Source organism: Vibrio mimicus CAIM 602 (assembly GCF_000338875.1).
GTDB lineage: Bacteria > Pseudomonadota > Gammaproteobacteria > Enterobacterales > Vibrionaceae > Vibrio > Vibrio mimicus.
This window is the reverse complement of sequence record NZ_AOMO01000028.1, coordinates 13408-32713: the sequence shown is the minus strand read 5'-3', so window position 1 is coordinate 32713 and position 19306 is coordinate 13408. Positions and strand designations below refer to the sequence as shown.

Below are 19306 nucleotides of genomic sequence, written 5' to 3'. Positions count from 1 at the left end.
TACTTTCCTCATTAGAATAGCGAAAGGTGGGGATACCGATCCCCACCTTTATAGAGTCTAGCTTGGAGTACTAGAATTATTGAGAGATATCTGTGCCAAACCACTTGATGGCGATTTTGCTTAACGTACCGTCAGTGCGCATGGTAGCGAGTGCTTTATTGACTTCACCTTGCAGTTGTTGACCTTTTTCGTTGTTCACAAATGGCCAAGCGTTTTCGATAGTTTCAAACGGTGAACCCGCTAGTTGTAGTGGTAGACCCGTCTTTTCAATCAGCTCAAGCGCTGAAAGACGATCCATCACGAAAGCATCAGCACGACCTAAAGCAACATCGTGTTCAATCCCAGTATCGTAGGTTTTGATGTTGATTTTGCCGTCTTTGTCATGGCTGCGTAGCAGTTGCTCGAAGTTAGAACCTAAGTTTACCGCAACCGTTTTACCCGCAAGGTCTTCAATACCTTTGATGGAGTCATTACCTTTACGTACGGTGATTTGCGCGCCATCAATTACATATGGATCAGAAAACAGATATTTGGCTTTACGTGCATCAGTGATAGTGATTTGGTTAGAAATGGTGTCGATGCGCCCAGTTTCTAGCAGGCCAAACAAACCTGAGAAGTTCGCGGTAACAAACTCCACCTTATAATCATTGCGTTTGCCAATTTCATTCCATACGTCAATTTCAAAGCCTTGCAGCTCGTCTTTTTTCACGAAAGTGAAAGGGAAGTAACGGCCAGACATGCCGACTTTGACATCAGTGGCGGCCTGAACAGTAGCAGAAGAAAGGGCTAGGGCAGCCAGAGCGATGTTAAACCAGTGTTTCATTGTGTGACTCCTGTATCATTTATGTTTATATACTACTGGTAATTAAATCATTAAAAGAAATAACCAGTAGTTATTAACAATAACTGATCAAAATCAAAAAGGTGGGGATAACTGCTAAAGATCTTTAGATATGTGGATCTTTATGTGGGTAGCACGCGTAAAATGTGTGAGGATCTTACTTATTAGCCATAAAATAATGTGAATAACTTAGATCTTATTCACTGGATCGTTGATCCAGCGCTGGCGATCTGAGTTATCAACAGGTAGAATTGCCCCTCTTTACCGATCGTTGATTTTTGAGTGAGGGAATCGTGTCATCTTCGCTATGGTTGCAATGTTTGCAACGGCTTCAGGAAGAGCTACCTGCCGCAGAATTCAGTATGTGGGTGCGTCCGCTTCAAGCGGAGCTCAATGACAATACTCTCACTTTGTTCGCCCCGAACCGCTTTGTGTTGGATTGGGTCCGCGATAAGTACCTCAACAACATCAACCGTCTGCTGATGGAATTCAGTGGCAATGATGTACCTAACTTGCGTTTTGAAGTGGGTAGTCGCCCTGTGGTTGCACCAAAACCTGCGCCTGTGCGTACGGCAGCGGATGTTGCGGCCGAATCATCGGCTCCTGCGCAATTGGCGCAGCGTAAACCTATCCATAAAACGTGGGATGATGACAGCGCTGCGGCCGATATTACTCACCGCTCGAACGTGAACCCTAAACACAAGTTCAACAACTTCGTAGAAGGTAAATCCAACCAGTTAGGTTTAGCGGCGGCTCGCCAAGTATCGGATAACCCTGGCGCGGCGTATAACCCCCTCTTTTTGTATGGCGGCACCGGTTTGGGTAAAACTCACCTGCTGCATGCGGTGGGCAACGCGATTGTTGATAACAACCCAAACGCAAAAGTGGTGTATATGCACTCTGAGCGTTTCGTGCAAGACATGGTTAAAGCCCTGCAAAATAACGCGATTGAAGAATTCAAACGCTACTATCGCAGTGTGGATGCTTTGCTGATCGACGATATTCAGTTTTTTGCCAACAAAGAGCGTTCACAGGAAGAATTTTTCCACACCTTCAACGCATTATTGGAAGGCAATCAACAGATTATTTTGACCTCTGACCGTTATCCTAAAGAGATCAATGGGGTGGAAGATCGTCTCAAATCGCGTTTTGGTTGGGGTTTAACGGTAGCGATCGAGCCGCCGGAATTGGAAACCCGCGTCGCGATCTTGATGAAAAAAGCCGAAGATCACCAAATTCATCTGCCGGATGAAGTGGCTTTCTTTATTGCTAAACGTCTACGCTCTAACGTACGTGAGTTGGAAGGCGCACTGAACCGCGTGATCGCCAACGCCAACTTTACCGGTCGCCCGATCACGATTGATTTCGTGCGTGAAGCGCTACGTGACTTATTAGCACTGCAAGAAAAGCTGGTCACGATTGATAACATTCAGAAAACCGTTGCCGAATACTACAAAATTAAGGTGGCGGATCTGCTCTCAAAACGCCGTTCGCGTTCGGTCGCTCGTCCTCGTCAATTGGCGATGGCATTAGCTAAAGAGCTGACCAACCACAGCTTGCCTGAGATTGGTGATGCGTTTGGCGGTCGTGACCACACGACTGTGTTACACGCCTGCCGTAAAATCGAGCAATTGCGCGAAGAGAGTCACGATATCAAAGAAGATTATTCGAACCTGATTCGTACGCTTTCCTCTTAATTTGCGCTATGGTTAGCGCACTTGCGTATTTCGCTTTCACTCCGTTTAAGAGAAGACTATGAAATTTACCATTGAACGTAGCCACTTGATTAAACCATTGCAGCAGGTGTCTGGCACTTTAGGTGGCCGCGCCAGCTTGCCGATCTTGGGTAATTTGTTGCTCAAGGTGGAAGAAAATCAACTGTCGATGACAGCCACCGATTTGGAAGTGGAACTGATCAGCCGTGTGACGTTAGAAGGTGAATTTGAAGCAGGCAGCATTACGGTTCCTGCGCGTAAGTTTTTAGATATTTGCCGTGGTTTGCCAGATAGTGCAGTGATCACTGTGCTGTTAGAAGGCGATCGCATCCAAGTACGTTCTGGTCGTAGCCGTTTCTCGCTCGCAACTTTACCTGCCAATGATTTCCCGAACATCGAAGATTGGCAAAGTGAAGTGCAAGTCTCACTGACTCAAGCGGAGCTGCGTGGCCTGATTGAGAAAACGCAGTTTTCCATGGCCAACCAAGATGTACGCTACTACTTAAACGGCATGCTGTTTGAAATTGATGGCACCACCTTGCGTTCAGTCGCGACCGATGGTCACCGTATGGCGGTGGCGCAAGCTCAGTTGGGTGCGGATTTTGCGCAAAAGCAGATCATTGTGCCGCGTAAAGGGGTACTCGAGCTGGTGAAACTGCTCGATGCGCCAGAGCAACCTGTGGTGCTGCAAATCGGCCACTCTAACTTGCGTGCAGAAGTGAATCACTTTGTGTTTACTTCGAAGTTGGTTGATGGTCGTTTCCCTGATTATCGCCGCGTATTGCCGCAACATACCAGCAAAACGCTACAAGCGGGTTGTGAGGAATTACGTCAGGCATTTTCGCGTGCAGCGATTCTGTCGAATGAAAAATTCCGTGGTGTGCGCGTTAATCTGGCCGATAACGAAATGCGCATTACTGCCAATAACCCAGAGCAAGAAGAAGCGGAAGAGTTGCTGGATGTGAGCTTTGAAGGCGAGCCGATTGAGATTGGTTTTAACGTCAGCTACATCTTGGATGTGCTTAACACGCTGCGTTGCGAAAATGTGCGTGTATCCATGTCGGATGCCAACGCCAGTGCCTTGGTTGAGAATGTTGATGATGACAGCGCCATGTATGTGGTGATGCCAATCCGTCTCTAAAGGTATAACCGAGTTACCATGCCGCTTTCCCGGTTAGTTATCCAACAGTTTCGTAATATTAAAGCCTGTGATATTCGCCTATCAGCAGGCTTTAACTTTCTTATCGGGCCTAACGGCAGCGGTAAAACCAGTGTGCTTGAGGCGATTTATCTGCTCGGTCATGGCCGTTCATTTAAAAGCTCGCTGACGGGGCGGATTATTCAAAATGAATGCCCAGAACTGTTTGTTCATGGTCGAATTTGTGAGCATTCTTTGACCTCTGATCAATTTGAGCTACCTGTCGGCATTAATAAGCAGCGTGACGGCTCAACTGAGGTTAAAATAGGCGGCCAAACTGGGCAAAAGTTGGCGCAATTAGCGCAGATTTTGCCGCTGCAATTGATTCATCCGGAAGGCTTTGAACTGCTGACCGATGGACCGAAACAGCGTCGTGCATTTATCGATTGGGGTGTGTTTCATACCGAGCCCGCATTTTATGATGCTTGGGGTCGGTTTAAGCGACTCAGCAAGCAGCGTAATGCGCTGTTGAAAAGTGCACAAAGCTACCGTGAACTCAGTTATTGGGATCAGGAATTAGCACGTTTGGCAGAGCAGATTGACCAGTGGCGTGAAAGTTACGTCAATCAATTGAAATGTGTGGCAGAACAACTATGTCGCACATTTTTGCCAGAATTCGATATCGACTTAAAGTATTATCGAGGTTGGGAAAAAGATCAGCCTTATCAATCGATTCTGGAAAAAAACTTCGAACGGGATCAGCAGTTGGGTTACACCTTTAGCGGACCCAACAAAGCCGATTTGCGGATTAAAGTAAACGCAACTCCGGTGGAAGATGTGTTGTCACGGGGACAACTGAAGTTAATGGTGTGTGCTTTGCGAGTAGCGCAAGGGCAGCACCTGACCGAGTTGACGGGAAAGCAATGCATTTATCTTATCGATGATTTTGCTTCCGAGTTGGATAGCCTACGTCGCCAACGTTTGGCAGATAGCCTAAAAGGGACGGGGGCGCAGGTTTTTGTAAGTTCTATTACCGAAAGCCAAGTGGCGGATATGTTGGATGAGTCCAGTAAAACATTTCATGTTGCCCACGGTGTAATAGAGCAAGGATAAACAGAGTGAGAGAGTAACTCATGTCGAACAATTACGATTCATCGAGTATTAAGGTACTGAAGGGTCTGGATGCGGTACGTAAGCGTCCGGGTATGTACATCGGCGACACTGATGATGGCACCGGTCTGCACCACATGGTTTTTGAGGTGGTAGATAACTCAATTGATGAAGCGTTGGCGGGTTACTGTAAAGACATCGTGGTCACTATCCACGAAGACAACTCAGTGTCAGTCAGCGATGACGGTCGTGGTATCCCGACTGAAATGCATCCTGAAGAGAAAGTATCTGCCGCAGAAGTCATCATGACCGTACTGCACGCAGGCGGTAAATTTGACGACAACTCCTATAAAGTCTCCGGTGGTCTACACGGGGTAGGTGTGTCGGTAGTGAATGCCCTGTCAGAAAAAGTGCTGCTTACCATTTATCGTGGTGGCAAGATTCACACCCAAACTTACCATCACGGTGTGCCACAAGCACCGTTGTCTGTAGTGGGTGAGACTGAGCGTACCGGTACTACCGTACGTTTCTGGCCTAGTGCACAGACTTTTACCAATATCGAATTCCATTACGACATTCTGGCTAAACGCCTGCGTGAGCTGTCATTCCTGAACTCTGGCGTGTCGATCAAGCTGACGGATGAGCGTGAAGAAGATAAGAAAGACCACTTCATGTATGAAGGTGGTATTCAAGCGTTTGTTACCCACTTGAACCGTAACAAAACGCCGATCCATGAAAAAGTATTCCACTTCAACCAAGAGCGTGAAGATGGCATCAGCGTGGAAGTGGCAATGCAGTGGAACGATGGTTTCCAAGAAAACATCTACTGCTTTACCAACAACATCCCACAGCGTGATGGCGGTACCCACTTAGCCGGTTTCCGTGGTGCGTTGACCCGTACTTTGAACAACTACATGGACAAAGAAGGCTTCTCGAAGAAAGCCCAAGCGGCAACCTCGGGTGATGATGCGCGTGAAGGCTTAACGGCGGTGGTTTCGGTGAAAGTACCGGATCCTAAATTCTCGAGCCAAACCAAAGATAAGCTGGTTTCTTCGGAAGTGAAATCCGCGGTTGAGTCAGCCATGAATGAGAAGCTGGCGGATTTCCTGGCGGAAAACCCAAGCGAAGCGAAAAACGTTTGTTCGAAGATTATTGATGCGGCGCGTGCTCGTGAAGCAGCGCGTAAAGCACGTGAAATGACTCGTCGTAAAGGCGCGCTAGACTTAGCTGGTTTGCCAGGCAAATTGGCGGATTGTCAGGAAAAAGACCCAGCATTGTCTGAACTCTACATAGTGGAAGGAGACTCAGCGGGCGGTTCAGCTAAGCAAGGCCGTAACCGTAAGAATCAAGCGATTCTGCCGCTGAAAGGTAAAATCCTCAACGTAGAAAAAGCACGTTTTGACAAGATGTTGTCTTCACAAGAAGTCGCGACCCTGATCACTGCATTAGGCTGTGGTATCGGCCGTGATGAATACAACCCAGATAAACTGCGTTACCACAACATCATCATCATGACCGATGCGGACGTCGACGGCTCGCACATTCGTACTCTGCTGTTGACCTTCTTCTACCGCCAAATGCCTGAGCTGATTGAGCGTGGTTACATCTACATTGCTCAGCCACCACTCTACAAAGTGAAGAAAGGCAAACAAGAGCAGTACATCAAAGATGAAGACGCGATGAACCAATACCAAGTGGCACTGGCGATGGATGGCGCAGAGCTGCACGTGAATGCCGATGCTCCTGCATTGGCGGGTGAACCGCTTGAGAAGCTGGTTCAGCAGTACAACGCTGCGATCAAACTGGTTGAGCGCATGAGCCGCCGTTACCCTTACGCGATGCTGCATGAGCTGATTTACGTACCACGCATCAATGCTGACTTGTGTGCTGACAAAGCGGCGGTTGAAGCTTGGACACAGCGTTTAGTAGAACAACTGAATGCTAAAGAAGTCGGAGCGAGCCAATACAGCGTTCTGGTTGAACACAATGCTGAGCTGAATGTGTACCTGCCAAAAGTTCAGGTACGTACCCACGGTGTGACTCATGAATACTTATTGAGCGCGGATCTGATCAACTCGAAAGAGTACGCCAAACTGGCGGATCTGTCTGAAGCGCTGGACGGTTTGATTGAAGCTGGTGCTTTCATCAAGCGTGGTGAACGTGTTCAGCCGATCAGCAGCTTTGCAGCAGCACTAGAGTGGTTGATCAAAGAATCGCGTCGCGGTCTGTCTATCCAACGTTATAAAGGTCTAGGTGAAATGAACCCAGATCAGCTGTGGGAAACCACGATGGATCCAGACACTCGTCGTATGATGCAAGTGACCATCGAAGATGCGGTAGGCGCGGATGAGCTGTTCACTACTCTAATGGGTGATCAAGTTGAACCACGTCGTGCATTTATCGAAACCAACGCACTGAAAGTGGCCAACCTCGACGTATAAGCGTTTGGTTGATTAACAATCTGCGATTAAAAAGCAGCGCTGTGGCGCTGCTTTTTTTATCCTTTTAATCCCTTTCATATTGAAGCCGCTGAAATGTTGGTGGCTCTTATCTACGCCAATTACATGACTCGTTCAGCTTTTAGGAAGCATAAAAGAGCGCAATAAAAATTTTGTGTCGAATATCTATGCTTCTTGGCCTAATGCGCTAAAAACGGGCGAGAAGTAAGGCTTTTCTATCCTGAAATTTAGTTTATTAGGCTTTCATTTTTTTCCTAAATTTCATTGAGTTGCATTCGTTTTTTTAGCCACTATAGTGGCTTGTGAACCCTTTATTATTCATCGTTTACCGACCGGAGGTCAGGATGGTTGCCTTTGTGAATTGAGCCGGGAGTGTTTTCACTCCCGGGCACACTCATCGATTTGTCATTGTTGGTAATGGAATGAGCAAAGGAAATCTCATGCTGAAACGGTTATCTCTGAATATTCGGCGTTATCTCGCCGGTTGGTGGCTACGCAGCCGCTTTTTCACCTATCAATCCCCTTTGTTGCTGCTCGAGTTGTTCGAGAAGCTTGATCAACCTCGTTCACCTACTGAGCGAGCGCCACACCGCATTAAGCTTGGGGATACGGTGAGCTTAGTGGATGCTCACCGTCAGCTTGCGTTTCAAGTCACTCTTGTCGCACCTGAACATCAGGACGAAATACATGGTGGCGTGACTTGCGACTCCTTGCTTGGTGCCGCTTTATTTGGTCGTCGTCAGCATGAAGTGTTTGAGTTGTCGATTTGGGGACAGCGCCATTGCTTTGCCATTACTCACGTTAAACACATAAGCATGGGCAATCAAACCAAGCTCTGCCCATGTCTGTTATGCCAGTCATAAGGAGTTTGTCATGAGTAAACAAGAGATGAAAAAACCGCAATTAACGCTCAAAGAGAAGCGCAAGCAGAAGCAAGAAAAAGCGCAAGAGAGTTCAGTGATTAAGCCACGCAAAAACAAAGGCCGTTAAGTTAGGATAAAGTGCATTATCCAAATTAGCCCGACTCAGTGTCGGGCTTTTTTTCAAAATTTTTTTTGGCAAAAACTTGAAATGGTTTTGAGCGACCTTATATCTGGAAATGAAGAGGATGCCGCTAGGACCTCTGAACTGGAATAACGCCCTTGCTCAATTGAGGAGCGCGTTACCTAACTGAAACTGTGCCGATTCAGGTCATAAGAATGGATCGGGCGACTTAACAAGTCATTGTTAAGACTATTGCTTAATCAAAGAGGATAGGAATATGAGAACTGTAGATTTTACTCCACTGTACCGCAACGCAATTGGCTTTGACCGTCTACTGAACATGATGGAAAGCACCGCGGCGAAAAACGCCCAAGGCGGATACCCTCCATACAATATCGAGCAAAAAGAAGACAACCAATATCGTATTACCATGGCGGTAGCCGGTTTTGGCGATGAAGAGATCGATATTACTCAACAAGAGAATACTTTGATTGTGCGCGGTGAGCGTAAACCTGAAGAGAGCAAAAACTACATCTATCAGGGCATTGCCGAGCGCGATTTTGAACGTAAATTCCAATTAGCGGATTACGTGAAAGTCACTGGCGCGACCATGGAACATGGCCTGCTGCACATTGATTTAGAGCGCGAAATTCCAGAAGCGATGCAGCCACGCAAAATTGCGATTAACGGCAAGCACCTGCTGGAAAACAAATAACTCTGCGCAGCGTTTTAACGCACTGAACGCTAGATAAAAAGAAGCCCGCAAGATTCGCGGGCTTTTTGCATTTTCCAGTTTAGGTATTTAGACGTTAGCTTGTTGATACGCTTTTTGTACTTCTTCGGCGATGATGGTAATGCCTTGCTCCATCGCTTGTTCATTCTGCACATAGTTCATGCGTAAGCACTGATGAGCGTGCGGCCACTCTTGTGGCTGGCCGATAAAGAAATATTCGCCCGGTACAATCAATACGCCACGCGCTTTCAAACGTTGGTAAAGCTCCATCGTCGTGATCGGTAGTTCGTCAAACCACAGCCAGAGGAAGATCGCCCCTTCCGGTTTATGGATGCGAAAACGCGGATCATCAATCGCACTTTGCAGCAGCTCCACCGCATGTTGCGCTTTCTGGCGGTAAAACGGCTTGATCACCTGCTCGCTTAATTTGAGCAGATCGCCTTTTTCAATCATGCGCTGCACCAGTGCTGGCCCCATACTGCCAGGCGCTAAGCTGATGATGCCATTCATGTTGGTCAGCGCTTGAGTCACTGCTTCATTGGCGATCACAATGCCGCAGCGAAGGCCGGGCAGACCAAGTTTGGACAGGCTCATGCACAAGATGGTGTTGTCGTTCCAAAACGGCTCAACGTCTTCAAAAATGATGTTAGGGAATGGCACGCCGTAAGCATTGTCGATAATTAAAGGCACACCGTTATCACGTGCTAATTGGTCGAGTTTGTGGATTTCCTCTTCGGTTAACACATTACCGGTTGGGTTGGTGGGGCGAGAAACACAGATCGCGGCCACCGACTCATCGACTTTCAGCTCAGAAAAGTCCACATGGTATTTGAAGAGTCCTTTATCGAGCAGCTCAATCTCCGGACGGTAGGAGACAAAAATATCTTCATCAATGCCTGCATCACCGTAGCCAATATATTCTGGCGCGAGGGGCAGGAGGATTTTTTTTGTGTGAACCATCGGGTTGTTTGCCGGCAAACAAGTTAAACAGGTAGAAAAAGCCACTCTGGCTGCCGTTGGTCAAGGTGATGTTTTTTTCGCTGATATTCCAGCCATAAGTCTCACGCAGCAGCGTCGCGAGAGATTTTACAAACACATCTTTGCCCTGTGGACCGTCGTAATTGGTCATGGCATTGAGTAGTGAACCATCGGCCAGCATTTCGGCGCTGGTGTTATGAAAATAATCGAGCATGGCAGGAATGGCGGCAGGATTACCTCCACCAAGCATGATCGCGCCCGGAGTGCGCAGACCATCGTTCAAATCATCCATTAACTGGGTAATACCGGAGTAGCGATTAAACTTTTCGCCAAAAGAGGAATACTGCATTGCTCGACTACCTGATCATTGATTGTGTGTTTGCGAAACGAATGTACCGGTGGAATCTCCGCCGTTTAGAGTAGTTCTTGAACATACCGCAATGTTTTTGAGAGGCAAAGCACTATTTTTGTGACGATCAAAAACAAAGCCCAACTCTTACGAGTTGGGCTTAACGTTTGGTGACTCAAAGCGGCCGTGGGTTACTGGCCACTTTGATTGATTTGCTTAGATGATGAAATTATCGTGCTGCAGATTATTTTTGCAGGAGCGAAATGTCGGCAATTTGTAGGAACAGATTACGCAGCTTGTTGAGCAGCGTTAGACGGTTCTTCTTCAGTGCTTCATCGTCAGCCATAACCATTACGTTGTCGAAGAAGGCATCGACAGGGGCGCGCAGGCCAGCAAGTTTGCTCAGGGCTTCTTGGTAGTTACCAGTTGCAAAGGCTGGTTCTAACGCTTCTGCCATGATTTCGACGGCTTCGGCTAAGGCTTTTTCCGCATCTTCTTGCAGCAGAGCCAGATCGATTTCTTCACCCAATTCGCCATCGTACTTAGCCAGAATGTTGCCTACACGCTTGTTGGCAGCAGCCAGTGCTTCGGCTTCTTCAAGAGCGCGGAAGTGCGATACGGCTTTCACACGCTGATCAAAGTCGGCGGGTTTGGTTGGGTTACGCGCCAGTACCGCTTGGATGATGTCGATGCTAAAGCCCGCATCTTGGTACCAGGTTGGGAAACGGCCAAGCATAAACTCGATCACTTCCTGCTCAACGTTGGCGTTAGTGAGGCGGTCACCAAACAGTGATTTGGCTTTGGCGATCAAATCCACCAGATCCAACTGGTAGCCGTACTCAACCAGAATACGCAGTACACCCAGTGAAGCACGACGCAGAGCAAATGGGTCACTGCCTTTCGGCGCCTGACCAATACCAAAGATACCTACGATAGTATCGAGTTTGTCAGCCATTGCGACTGCAGCTGAAACACCACGGCTTGGCAGTTCATCACCCGCGAAACGTGGCATGTACTGCTCGTTCAGCGCAACTGCAACTTCTTCTGCTTCGCCATCGTGACGCGCATAGTGCATACCCATCACGCCTTGGGTGTCGGTAAATTCAAACACCATCGAGGTCATTAGGTCACATTTTGCCAGTAAGCCTGCACGCTTAGATTTCTCCACGTCAGCACCGATCTGTTCTGCGATGTAGCCAGCCAGTTCAGTAATGCGGTCGGTTTTGTCTTTAATCGTGCCGAGTTGCTGTTGGAAAATCGCGTTTTCCAGCAGAGATAGGCGATCCACCAGTGGGCGCTTACGGTCAGTATTAAAGAAGAACTCTGCATCAGCCAGACGTGGACGAACCACCTTCTCGTTACCTTCCACAATGTGGCGAGGCTCTTTCGATTCGATGTTCGAAACGAAGATGAAGTTAGGCAGCAGTTTTTTGTTCGCGTCATAAACTGGGAAGTACTTTTGGTCACCTTTCATGGTGTACACCAAAGCTTCTGCCGGAACTTTGAGGAATTTTTCTTCAAATTTCGCAGTCATGACCACTGGCCATTCCACCAGCGAGGTCACTTCTTCTACCAGCGCATCTTCCAGATCCGCGATACCGCCGAGCTGTTTAGCCGCTTGTTGTGAGCCTTCAATGATCATCGCTTTACGAGTCGCGTAGTCAGCGATGACTTTGCCGCGCTCTTCAAGGATCGCAGGATACTGCTCAGCCGATTCGATGGTGAACTCAGGTTCGCCCATGAAACGGTGACCACGTACGATGCGGTCAGATTTCACGCCTAGGATTTCGCCTTGGATCAGTTCGCTACCAAACAGGATAGTCAGTGTTTTCACTGGGCGGATAAATTGGGTTTCTTTATCGCCCCAACGCATCGGTTTCGCAATCGGCAGGTTAGCCAGCGCTTTGGCAGCCATTTCCACGACAACAGAAGCGGTTTGTTGGCCTTGCACTTGTTCTTTGAACAGCAGCCATTCGCCTTTGTCTGTGACTAGACGTTCTGCTTGTTCCACCGTGATGCCATTGCCACGCGCCCAGCCTTCAGCGGCTTTGGTTGGCTTGCCATCGGCATCAAATGCAACGTTGACTGCTGGACCACGTTTTTCAACGACGCGATCCGGTTGGCTTTCTGCCAAATTGGCCACTTTCAGTGCCAAACGACGTGGAGTGGCAAACCAAGTTACGCCTTCATGTGCGATGTCTGCTGCGGCCAGTTCTGCCGCAAAATTTGCCGCAAAGGCTTCAGCCAGCGTGCGCAGTTGCTTTGGTGGCAGCTCTTCTGTGCCTAGCTCAATTAAAAATTCTTTTGCCATGTGACGTCTTCCCCTTACTTCTGTTCTGACTTCTTACACATAGGGAAGCCCAGAGCTTCACGGGATGCGTAATAAGCTTCGGCGACCGATTTGGTTAGGTTGCGAATGCGCAGAATGTAGCGCTGGCGCTCTGTCACTGAGATCGCTTTGCGCGCATCGAGCAGGTTGAAGGCGTGTGCCGCTTTCAAAATACGCTCGTAGGCTGGCAGAGGCAGTGGTTTTTCAAGCTCCAGCAGGTATTTACACTCTTTTTCGCACTGGTCGAAGTAAGTGAAGAGGAAATCCACATCCGCGTGTTCAAAGTTGTAAGTGGATTGCTCAACTTCGTTTTGGTGGAAGATGTCACCGTAAGTGACTTTGCCCAGTGGGCCATCGGTCCAGACCAGATCGTAAACGGAATCCACGCCCTGAATGTACATTGCTAGACGCTCAATACCGTAAGTGATTTCGCCGGTCACAGGCTTACACTCAAGACCGCCAACTTGCTGGAAGTAAGTAAACTGAGTCACTTCCATGCCGTTTAGCCACACTTCCCAGCCAAGACCCCAAGCACCTAAGGTTGGGTTTTCCCAGTTGTCTTCCACGAAGCGGATATCGTGCACACATGGGTCAACACCCAGTACGCGCAGTGAACCTAGGTACAGCTCTTGGATGTTGTCTGGTGATGGTTTGATGATCACCTGGAACTGGTAATAGTGTTGTAGACGATTTGGGTTTTCACCGTAGCGGCCGTCAGTTGGGCGGCGTGAGGGTTGAACATACGCGGTTGCGATAGGTTCAGGGCCTAATGCTCGTAAGCAAGTCATCGGGTGAGAAGTACCTGCACCCACTTCCATGTCGAGAGGTTGCACAATAGTACAGCCTTGTTGGGCCCAATAATCCTGCAGCGCGAGGATCATACCCTGAAAGGTTTTGATGTCGTATTTTTGCATAGTCAGGTTCGCGCGATTCTTCTGTCTGAATTGATAAAAAATAACACTGAAGTATACCCAGATATTCCCTGACAAAGTAGAGGAAATCTTGCTGAATTAATCGACAATAATTTCTTTTACGCTCATTTTTCCCGACTTTTGTGCCATTTTCTCTCTGAATCAGGGAAAAGTGGAGAGTGAGGGTTGCGATTCCTGATTTCGGTGGCTAGAATTCGCTCCGTCTTTGGGGAGTAGCTGGTCGCTAAGTTTTCAACTTTGCGATTCACACATCAACATATTTGGTACTCAATTACCATGGTGTGTGAGACTTGAGCCTTCAGGTTTAGCAAGACCTTAGACAAACAACACGAACTGGGATAGGGCGTGATTGTTTGTCTACGGTTTAATAATAAAATCCCTGTCCCAATGAGCATGGTATGAGCGTTTTAGCTATTTCAATCACTACGGTTGCTTTGGCGGAGATCGGGGACAAAACCCAGTTGTTATCTCTGTTACTAGCCAGCCGCTACCGTAAACCAATTCCGATTATTGCCGCGATTTTTCTCTCCACTCTTGCCAATCACGCGCTGGCTGCTTGGCTCGGTGTTGTCGTGGCTGATTATTTGTCACCAGACATTTTGAAATGGGTGGTCGTAGCCAGCTTCCTAGCAATGGCGGGCTGGGTACTGATCCCAGACAAGCTGGATGAGGAAGAGTCGATCTCCAATCGAGGTCCCTTTATCGCCAGTTTTATTGCCTTTTTTGTTGCGGAAATTGGCGACAAAACGCAGATCGCCACATCGATTCTTGGTGCTCAATACGCAGAAGCGCTGAGCTGGGTTGTATTAGGTACGACTATTGGCATGTTGCTGGCCAATGTACCTGTGGTGCTGGTGGGTAAACTCTCTGCTGATAAACTGCCACTGGCACTGATTCGTAAAGTCACGGCGCTGCTGTTTTTAGCTTTGGCCGTTGCAGCTGCTTGGTATTAATGGTTTTTCGTCATCACGATATTGTGTAACAGAACTAAACAGCGTGATCGACTGCCCATCCCGAAGGGGTGTCTCGTGCTAGGGTGTAGTTAGAACTCATGCAAAGAGGACATCACTATGCTGACACGCTATATGGGAATGAGTGCCAAAAGCCAAAGTTACTTATTCACCTTTGGCTTAGTGCTTACGCTGTTGGGTATGACATTAACCGATCTGTGGATGCCAATGGTGATTGGTGCCATTGTGATGACGGGATTAACCGTGGAATCATGGATCCGGGTGGCGCATATCATTCCTCTGCACAATGAAGTGCGTGAAATGAAAAAGCAGCTGCATAAGCTGCAAGCAGAGATTCGCAACATCGAAGAAGTGTGAAATAAATGCGATGAAAAAAGACTGCCTTGGCAGTCTTTTTTGTTTTTACGCCAGACCTTTTTTGATCAGGTACTGGTAAGGCAGTTGGTCCGTCTGCGCCGCGATTAATTGGTGATCCATAAAACGGCAGAAACTGGGGATATCACGAGTTGTAGAAGGATCGTCAGCTTTCACTAACAGCACTTCACCCTCTTGCATCGTACGGATGGTTTTCCTCACCATCATCACGGGTTCTGGGCAGCGTAATCCTTCTGCTTCTAAGGTATGCGTGGCAATGTCCGGATTAAAAGTCATGCTAAAACCTGCTGGGTGTCACAATTAAGGCGTAGATAATACTGGTGGAGAAAAAATATTCAATAATCGCTTGGCAAATGGAACATTCTGTTATAACTTCCTTAACAAGTTAGTAACAAAGTTAAGCGAGGAAATGATGTTAACCACACTCGATAGACTGACCATCTATGCTGTTTTGTGTTTCATTTCCTTATGTGCCTTGGGCTTGGGAGAAACCACACAAGCTCAGCTCATGCCTGTAGTAGGAACTGCAGCTTCTATCTTCGGTATTTGGCTGGAGATGCGTAGCGAGCAGGATGCCTCTGAGCAACCACATCGTTAACCGACCTCACTGACTACGCTCAATTACATTCCGACACTATCCCCATTTTTCTTGGGCTTCCCCGCTGAAAGGCGGGATTTTTTTTATCTATTGGTTACACTCTGGTTTATCAGCCATCAACCTCGGAATAGGGTGTGGAATTAGAAGATATCTATCGGCGCGATCTCAATCTTCTGGTCGCTCTGCGTGTGCTCGTTGAAGAGTGCAGTGTTAGCAAGGCAGCAGAGAGATTGAATTTAAGTCAATCAGCCATGAGCCGGGTTCTTGGCCGCTTGCGGCATCTGATTGATGATCCTTTATTTACACGCCATGGTCAGCATCTCATCCCGACAGAAAAAGCGTTGGCATTGAATCGTGAACTTGGCGAGCCTCTAGAAACGCTGCGTCAATTATTGTCACCAGCCGAGTTCAATCCTAAGTCTTGTGATCAAACCTTTACGATAGCGACTACCGATTATGCGATGCAGACCATTCTGCCTTTTGCTTTGCCGCGTATTTATCAGGAAGCACCAAATGTCGCATTTGAATTCTTGCCGCTGCAACATGAGCGACTTGTTGATCAGTTGACTTATGATGGGGCGGATTTAGCGATTTGCCGACCAATTCGCTCGGTGGAACCATTGCAAAGTGAGGTATTGGGGCGTGTTGGAGTGCTGTGTCTATTATCGGAACATCATCCGCTAGCCCAATCGTCAATGACACTGCAGGATTATCTCGATTATCCACACTCGATGATTGCGATCAGTGATGGTGTGAAAGCACTGCTTGAACAGGCGCTGGAGGGATTACCTGCACGTCGAATGGTTCTCAGGGCTTATCATCTGGAGGCGGCGTTGGCCATTATTGATACTATGCCGCTCATCATCACGGTTCCGGCTGACTTAGCCTATTTGGTTGCCGAGCGGTACAACCTAGTGGTGAAACCTCTACCATTTTCTTTTACACCGTTTGACTATTCGATGATTTGGCATCCGCGTTGTGAGCATTCACCCGCTCAGGAGTGGCTGCGCAGTATTGTAAAAGAAGAGTGCGGCAAGCTGATTGCCAAGCGAGTAGAAGATATGGGACTCGACAATTCAAGGCCCATATAGGGCCTTGAGTGGATGAAATTACAATTTAATCACCACGCGGCCTGTCACCTGACCATTAGTGATGTCTTCTGCATATTGCACGGCTTGCTCTAGAGTAATTTCGGTACACGCTTGCTCAAAGTAACTCGCAGGAAGCAGTTCGACCAGTTTTTCCCACGCTGCAATACGTTTTTCCAATGGGCAGTTAACTGAATCCACCCCTTGTAGGCGTACGTTACGGAGAATAAACGGCATCACTGTGGTCGGTAGATCGAAACCGCCCGCTAAACCACAAGCAGCCACTATGCCGTTGTAATCCATTTGAGCCAGTAATTTTGCTAGAACTTTGCTGCCCACAGTATCAATGGCACCTGCCCACAGCTGCTTTTCTAATGGACGAGTGGGTTCTTCAAATTCGCTGCGGTCAATGATGCGGCTAGCGCCAAGTTTTTCTAATAGCGAGCCATTTTGTTCCACTCGGCCTGTGACCGCGACCACTTGGTAACCTAGTGCTGCCAACAGGGTGACAGCGACTGAACCCACGCCACCACTGGCACCTGTGACCAAGATTTCGCCATCTTCTGGTTTGATGCCTCCATCAAGCAAGGCTTGCACACACAACATAGCGGTAAAGCCAGCAGTCCCGATCATCATGGCTTGTTTACTTGTGAAACCTTGTGGCATAGGGACTAGCCAATCTGCTTTAAGACGCGCTTTCTGCGCCATACCACCCCAGTGGTTTTCACCTACTCCCCAGCCAGTCAGTACCACTTCATCACCCGGTTGGTAGCGTGCATCTTCTGAGCTGATCACTTTACCCGCCAAATCTATGCCTGGAACCATTGGGAATTGACGAATAATTTTGCCTTTGCCAGTGATCGCTAAGCCATCTTTGTAGTTGAGTGAGGAATAGTCGACAGCGATGAGCACCTCTCCATCCGGCAACTGGGTTTCGTCAATCTGTTCGACGCTAGCTAAAGTACGTTTATCTTGCTGATTTAAAATCAAAGCTTGAAACATGGGGTTCTCCACACGTGGTAAACATTAACTCTAGTCTAGTTCTGATTGTTTTATGAATTAAATGAAACTTTAGCATTATATCTATGCTTAATGTGCATAGTGTTGGTAGGGGTGCTGTTTTTGGTTGTAGAAAGTAAGAAAAAGCCCCACAACAAGGTGGGGCGGAGACTATTTGGCGAGGAAAAAACGGTAAGCGGGGTTATCTGTTTCATCTTTATACCGATAACCAAGTTCCACTAAGTGTTCTGAGAAACGCCCTAAATCTGGTGTATCCAATTCAAAGCCACACAACACACGGCCGTAGTCTGCACCGTGGTTGCGGTAGTTGAACAAGCTGATGTTCCAGTGGGTGCCGAGCATGCTCAAGAATTTGAGTAGTGCGCCGGGGTATTCAGGAAACTCAAAGCTGTACAAACGCTCGGTCAACGGTTTGGAAGGACGCCCGCCAATCATGTAACGAATGTGCAGCTTGGCCATTTCATCATCGGAGAGATCTTGTACCGGATAGCCGGATTGGCGCAGCTCGTGAATGATGGATTTCAGCTCATCTGGGCCGCCGACTAAACGCACACCGACAAAAATATTGGCCAGTTGGTCATCACTGTAACGGTAGTTAAATTCGGTGACTGCACGGTTACCAATAATTTGGCAGAAGTCGAAAAACGCCCCTTTGCACTCTGGAATGGTCACCGCGAGTAAGCCTTCGCGTTTTTCACCCAATTCGCAGCGTTCAGAAACATAACGCAAACCGTGGAAATTGGTGTTGGCACCAGAAAGTACCGTACCCAGCTGTTTGCCTTTGAGTTGCTGCTGTTCGGCGAATTTTTTCAGCCCAGCCAGCGCCAATGCGCCAGAAGGTTCAGCGATCGCACGCGTATCTTCAAAGATGTCTTTCACCGCAGCGCAGATTTCATCACTGGAAACCGTCACGTGCCCATCAATGTACTGCTGGCAAAGGCGAAATGTTTCATCGCCAATTCGTTTTACTGCGACACCATCAGCAAACATGCTGACTTGATCCAGCACCACAGGTTTACCCGCATCCAAAGCGGCTTTGAGGCAGGCAGAGTCTTCTGGCTCAACTGCAATGACTTGAATCTCCGGCATCAACTGTTTCACCAAAACCGCAACTCCAGCGGCTAAACCACCGCCACCGACCGGCACAAAAATGTAATCCAAGTGGCCATTTTGTTGCAGCATTTCCATGCCAATCGTGCCTTGACCTGCGATCACCAAAGGGTGATCGAACGGTGGCACAAAAGTGTAGCCTTGCTCTTTAGCTAAACGTTCGGCTTCGGCTTTGGCTTCATCGAAATTGCTGCCGTGCAGCAGCACTTCGCCGCCAAATCCGCGTACCGCTTCAACTTTAATGTCCGGCGTGGTGCGTGGCATGACGATGGTGGTTTTGATGCCAAGTTTAGTCCCCGACAGCGCCATACCTTGAGCATGGTTGCCTGCGGAAGCCGCTATCACGCCCGCGGCTTTCTGTGCTTCACTCAGATGCGACACCATGTTGTAAGCGCCGCGCAGTTTAAACGAGTGCACCGGCTGGCGATCTTCACGTTTGATCTGCACTTGGTTACCAATACGCGCTGAAAGGCGCGGCATGGTTTGCAGTGGCGTGACGTTAGCCACTTCATACACCGGAGATCGCAAGATCTGGCGCAGATAATCTGCGCCAGTTTGATTGGTTAACCCCATGGC

At 48.2% G+C, this 19306-nt stretch carries 15 protein-coding genes, 2 pseudogenes and 1 riboswitch; of the genes and pseudogenes, 10 read left to right on the top strand and 7 right to left on the bottom strand.

Annotated features, from left to right (window positions below):
* Positions 1–76: 76 nt before the first annotated feature.
* Positions 77–823 carry an amino acid ABC transporter substrate-binding protein gene (locus tag D908_RS10875; RefSeq protein WP_000683490.1) on the bottom strand — a complete coding sequence of 249 codons (747 nt, stop codon included), beginning with the start codon at positions 821–823 and terminating at the stop codon, positions 77–79.
* A 311-nt stretch (positions 824–1134) separates the two neighbouring features.
* Here D908_RS10875 and dnaA point away from each other — a divergent pair, with 311 nt between their 5' ends.
* From dnaA to D908_RS10910, 6 genes and pseudogenes are all read left to right on the top strand, one after another.
* Positions 1135–2538, top strand: a complete 1404-nt coding sequence (dnaA, locus tag D908_RS10880; protein WP_000099213.1) for a chromosomal replication initiator protein DnaA — start codon at positions 1135–1137, stop codon at positions 2536–2538.
* 58 nt (positions 2539–2596) lie between these two features.
* On the top strand, positions 2597–3697 hold the full coding sequence (dnaN, locus tag D908_RS10885) for a DNA polymerase III subunit beta (RefSeq protein WP_000673170.1): 1101 nt from the start codon (positions 2597–2599) through the stop codon (positions 3695–3697).
* Positions 3698–3715: 18 nt separating this feature from the next.
* Positions 3716–4807 (top strand): DNA replication/repair protein RecF, encoded by a 1092-nt coding sequence (gene recF, locus D908_RS10890; protein ID WP_005524193.1) that lies wholly within the window; start codon positions 3716–3718, stop codon positions 4805–4807.
* A 20-nt stretch (positions 4808–4827) separates the two neighbouring features.
* The gene (gyrB, locus tag D908_RS10895) at positions 4828–7245 is read left to right on the top strand and encodes a DNA topoisomerase (ATP-hydrolyzing) subunit B (RefSeq protein WP_000070030.1); all 2418 of its coding nucleotides are present in this window, start codon (positions 4828–4830) and stop codon (positions 7243–7245) included.
* 458 nt (positions 7246–7703) lie between these two features.
* Positions 7704–8124 (top strand): annotated as a pseudogene (locus tag D908_RS10900) (transcription elongation factor GreAB); the annotation flags it as partial.
* 400 nt (positions 8125–8524) lie between these two features.
* Positions 8525–8962 carry an Hsp20 family protein gene (locus D908_RS10910; protein ID WP_001261063.1) on the top strand — a complete coding sequence of 146 codons (438 nt, stop codon included), beginning with the start codon at positions 8525–8527 and terminating at the stop codon, positions 8960–8962.
* Positions 8963–9049: 87 nt separating this feature from the next.
* Here D908_RS10910 and D908_RS0119295 read toward each other — a convergent pair.
* From D908_RS0119295 to glyQ, 3 genes and pseudogenes are all read right to left on the bottom strand, one after another.
* Positions 9050–10307 (bottom strand): annotated as a pseudogene (locus D908_RS0119295) (valine--pyruvate transaminase).
* Positions 10308–10551: 244 nt separating this feature from the next.
* Entirely contained in the window at positions 10552–12618 is a 2067-nt protein-coding gene (gene glyS, locus D908_RS10915) for a glycine--tRNA ligase subunit beta (protein WP_005524189.1), read from the bottom strand.
* 14 nt (positions 12619–12632) lie between these two features.
* Positions 12633–13550 carry a glycine--tRNA ligase subunit alpha gene (gene glyQ, locus D908_RS10920; protein ID WP_001174901.1) on the bottom strand — a complete coding sequence of 306 codons (918 nt, stop codon included), beginning with the start codon at positions 13548–13550 and terminating at the stop codon, positions 12633–12635.
* Positions 13551–13763: 213 nt separating this feature from the next.
* A riboswitch (yybP-ykoY riboswitch) is annotated at positions 13764–13874 on the top strand.
* Positions 13875–13966: 92 nt separating this feature from the next.
* On the opposite strand from glyQ, the gene D908_RS10925 reads away from it, so the two are divergent.
* Together D908_RS10925 and D908_RS10930 are read left to right on the top strand one after the other, a co-directional pair.
* Positions 13967–14521 carry a TMEM165/GDT1 family protein gene (locus tag D908_RS10925; RefSeq protein WP_005524187.1) on the top strand — a complete coding sequence of 185 codons (555 nt, stop codon included), beginning with the start codon at positions 13967–13969 and terminating at the stop codon, positions 14519–14521.
* A gap of 117 nt (positions 14522–14638) precedes the next feature.
* Positions 14639–14896: a hypothetical protein gene (locus D908_RS10930; RefSeq protein WP_000957996.1), complete on the top strand. Its 258-nt coding sequence runs from the start codon at positions 14639–14641 to the stop codon at positions 14894–14896.
* 45 nt (positions 14897–14941) lie between these two features.
* Here D908_RS10930 and tusA read toward each other — a convergent pair whose 3' ends face one another.
* Positions 14942–15190, bottom strand: a complete 249-nt coding sequence (tusA, locus tag D908_RS10935; protein ID WP_000143761.1) for a sulfurtransferase TusA — start codon at positions 15188–15190, stop codon at positions 14942–14944.
* A gap of 136 nt (positions 15191–15326) precedes the next feature.
* Here tusA and D908_RS10940 point away from each other — a divergent pair, with 136 nt between their 5' ends.
* Positions 15327–15512 (top strand): hypothetical protein, encoded by a 186-nt coding sequence (locus D908_RS10940; protein ID WP_000958280.1) that lies wholly within the window; start codon positions 15327–15329, stop codon positions 15510–15512.
* 134 nt (positions 15513–15646) lie between these two features.
* Complete coding sequence (locus tag D908_RS10945; RefSeq protein ID WP_000418088.1) at positions 15647–16603, top strand: LysR family transcriptional regulator; 957 nt, start codon at positions 15647–15649, stop codon at positions 16601–16603.
* An 18-nt stretch (positions 16604–16621) separates the two neighbouring features.
* On the opposite strand, the gene acuI is transcribed toward D908_RS10945, so the two are convergent.
* The gene (gene acuI, locus D908_RS10950) at positions 16622–17602 is read right to left on the bottom strand and encodes an acrylyl-CoA reductase (NADPH) (RefSeq protein ID WP_005524186.1); all 981 of its coding nucleotides are present in this window, start codon (positions 17600–17602) and stop codon (positions 16622–16624) included.
* A 168-nt stretch (positions 17603–17770) separates the two neighbouring features.
* The gene (gene ilvA, locus D908_RS10955; protein WP_005524185.1) at positions 17771–19303 is read right to left on the bottom strand and encodes a threonine ammonia-lyase, biosynthetic; all 1533 of its coding nucleotides are present in this window, start codon (positions 19301–19303) and stop codon (positions 17771–17773) included.
* Between the last annotated feature and the right edge of the window lie 3 nt (positions 19304–19306).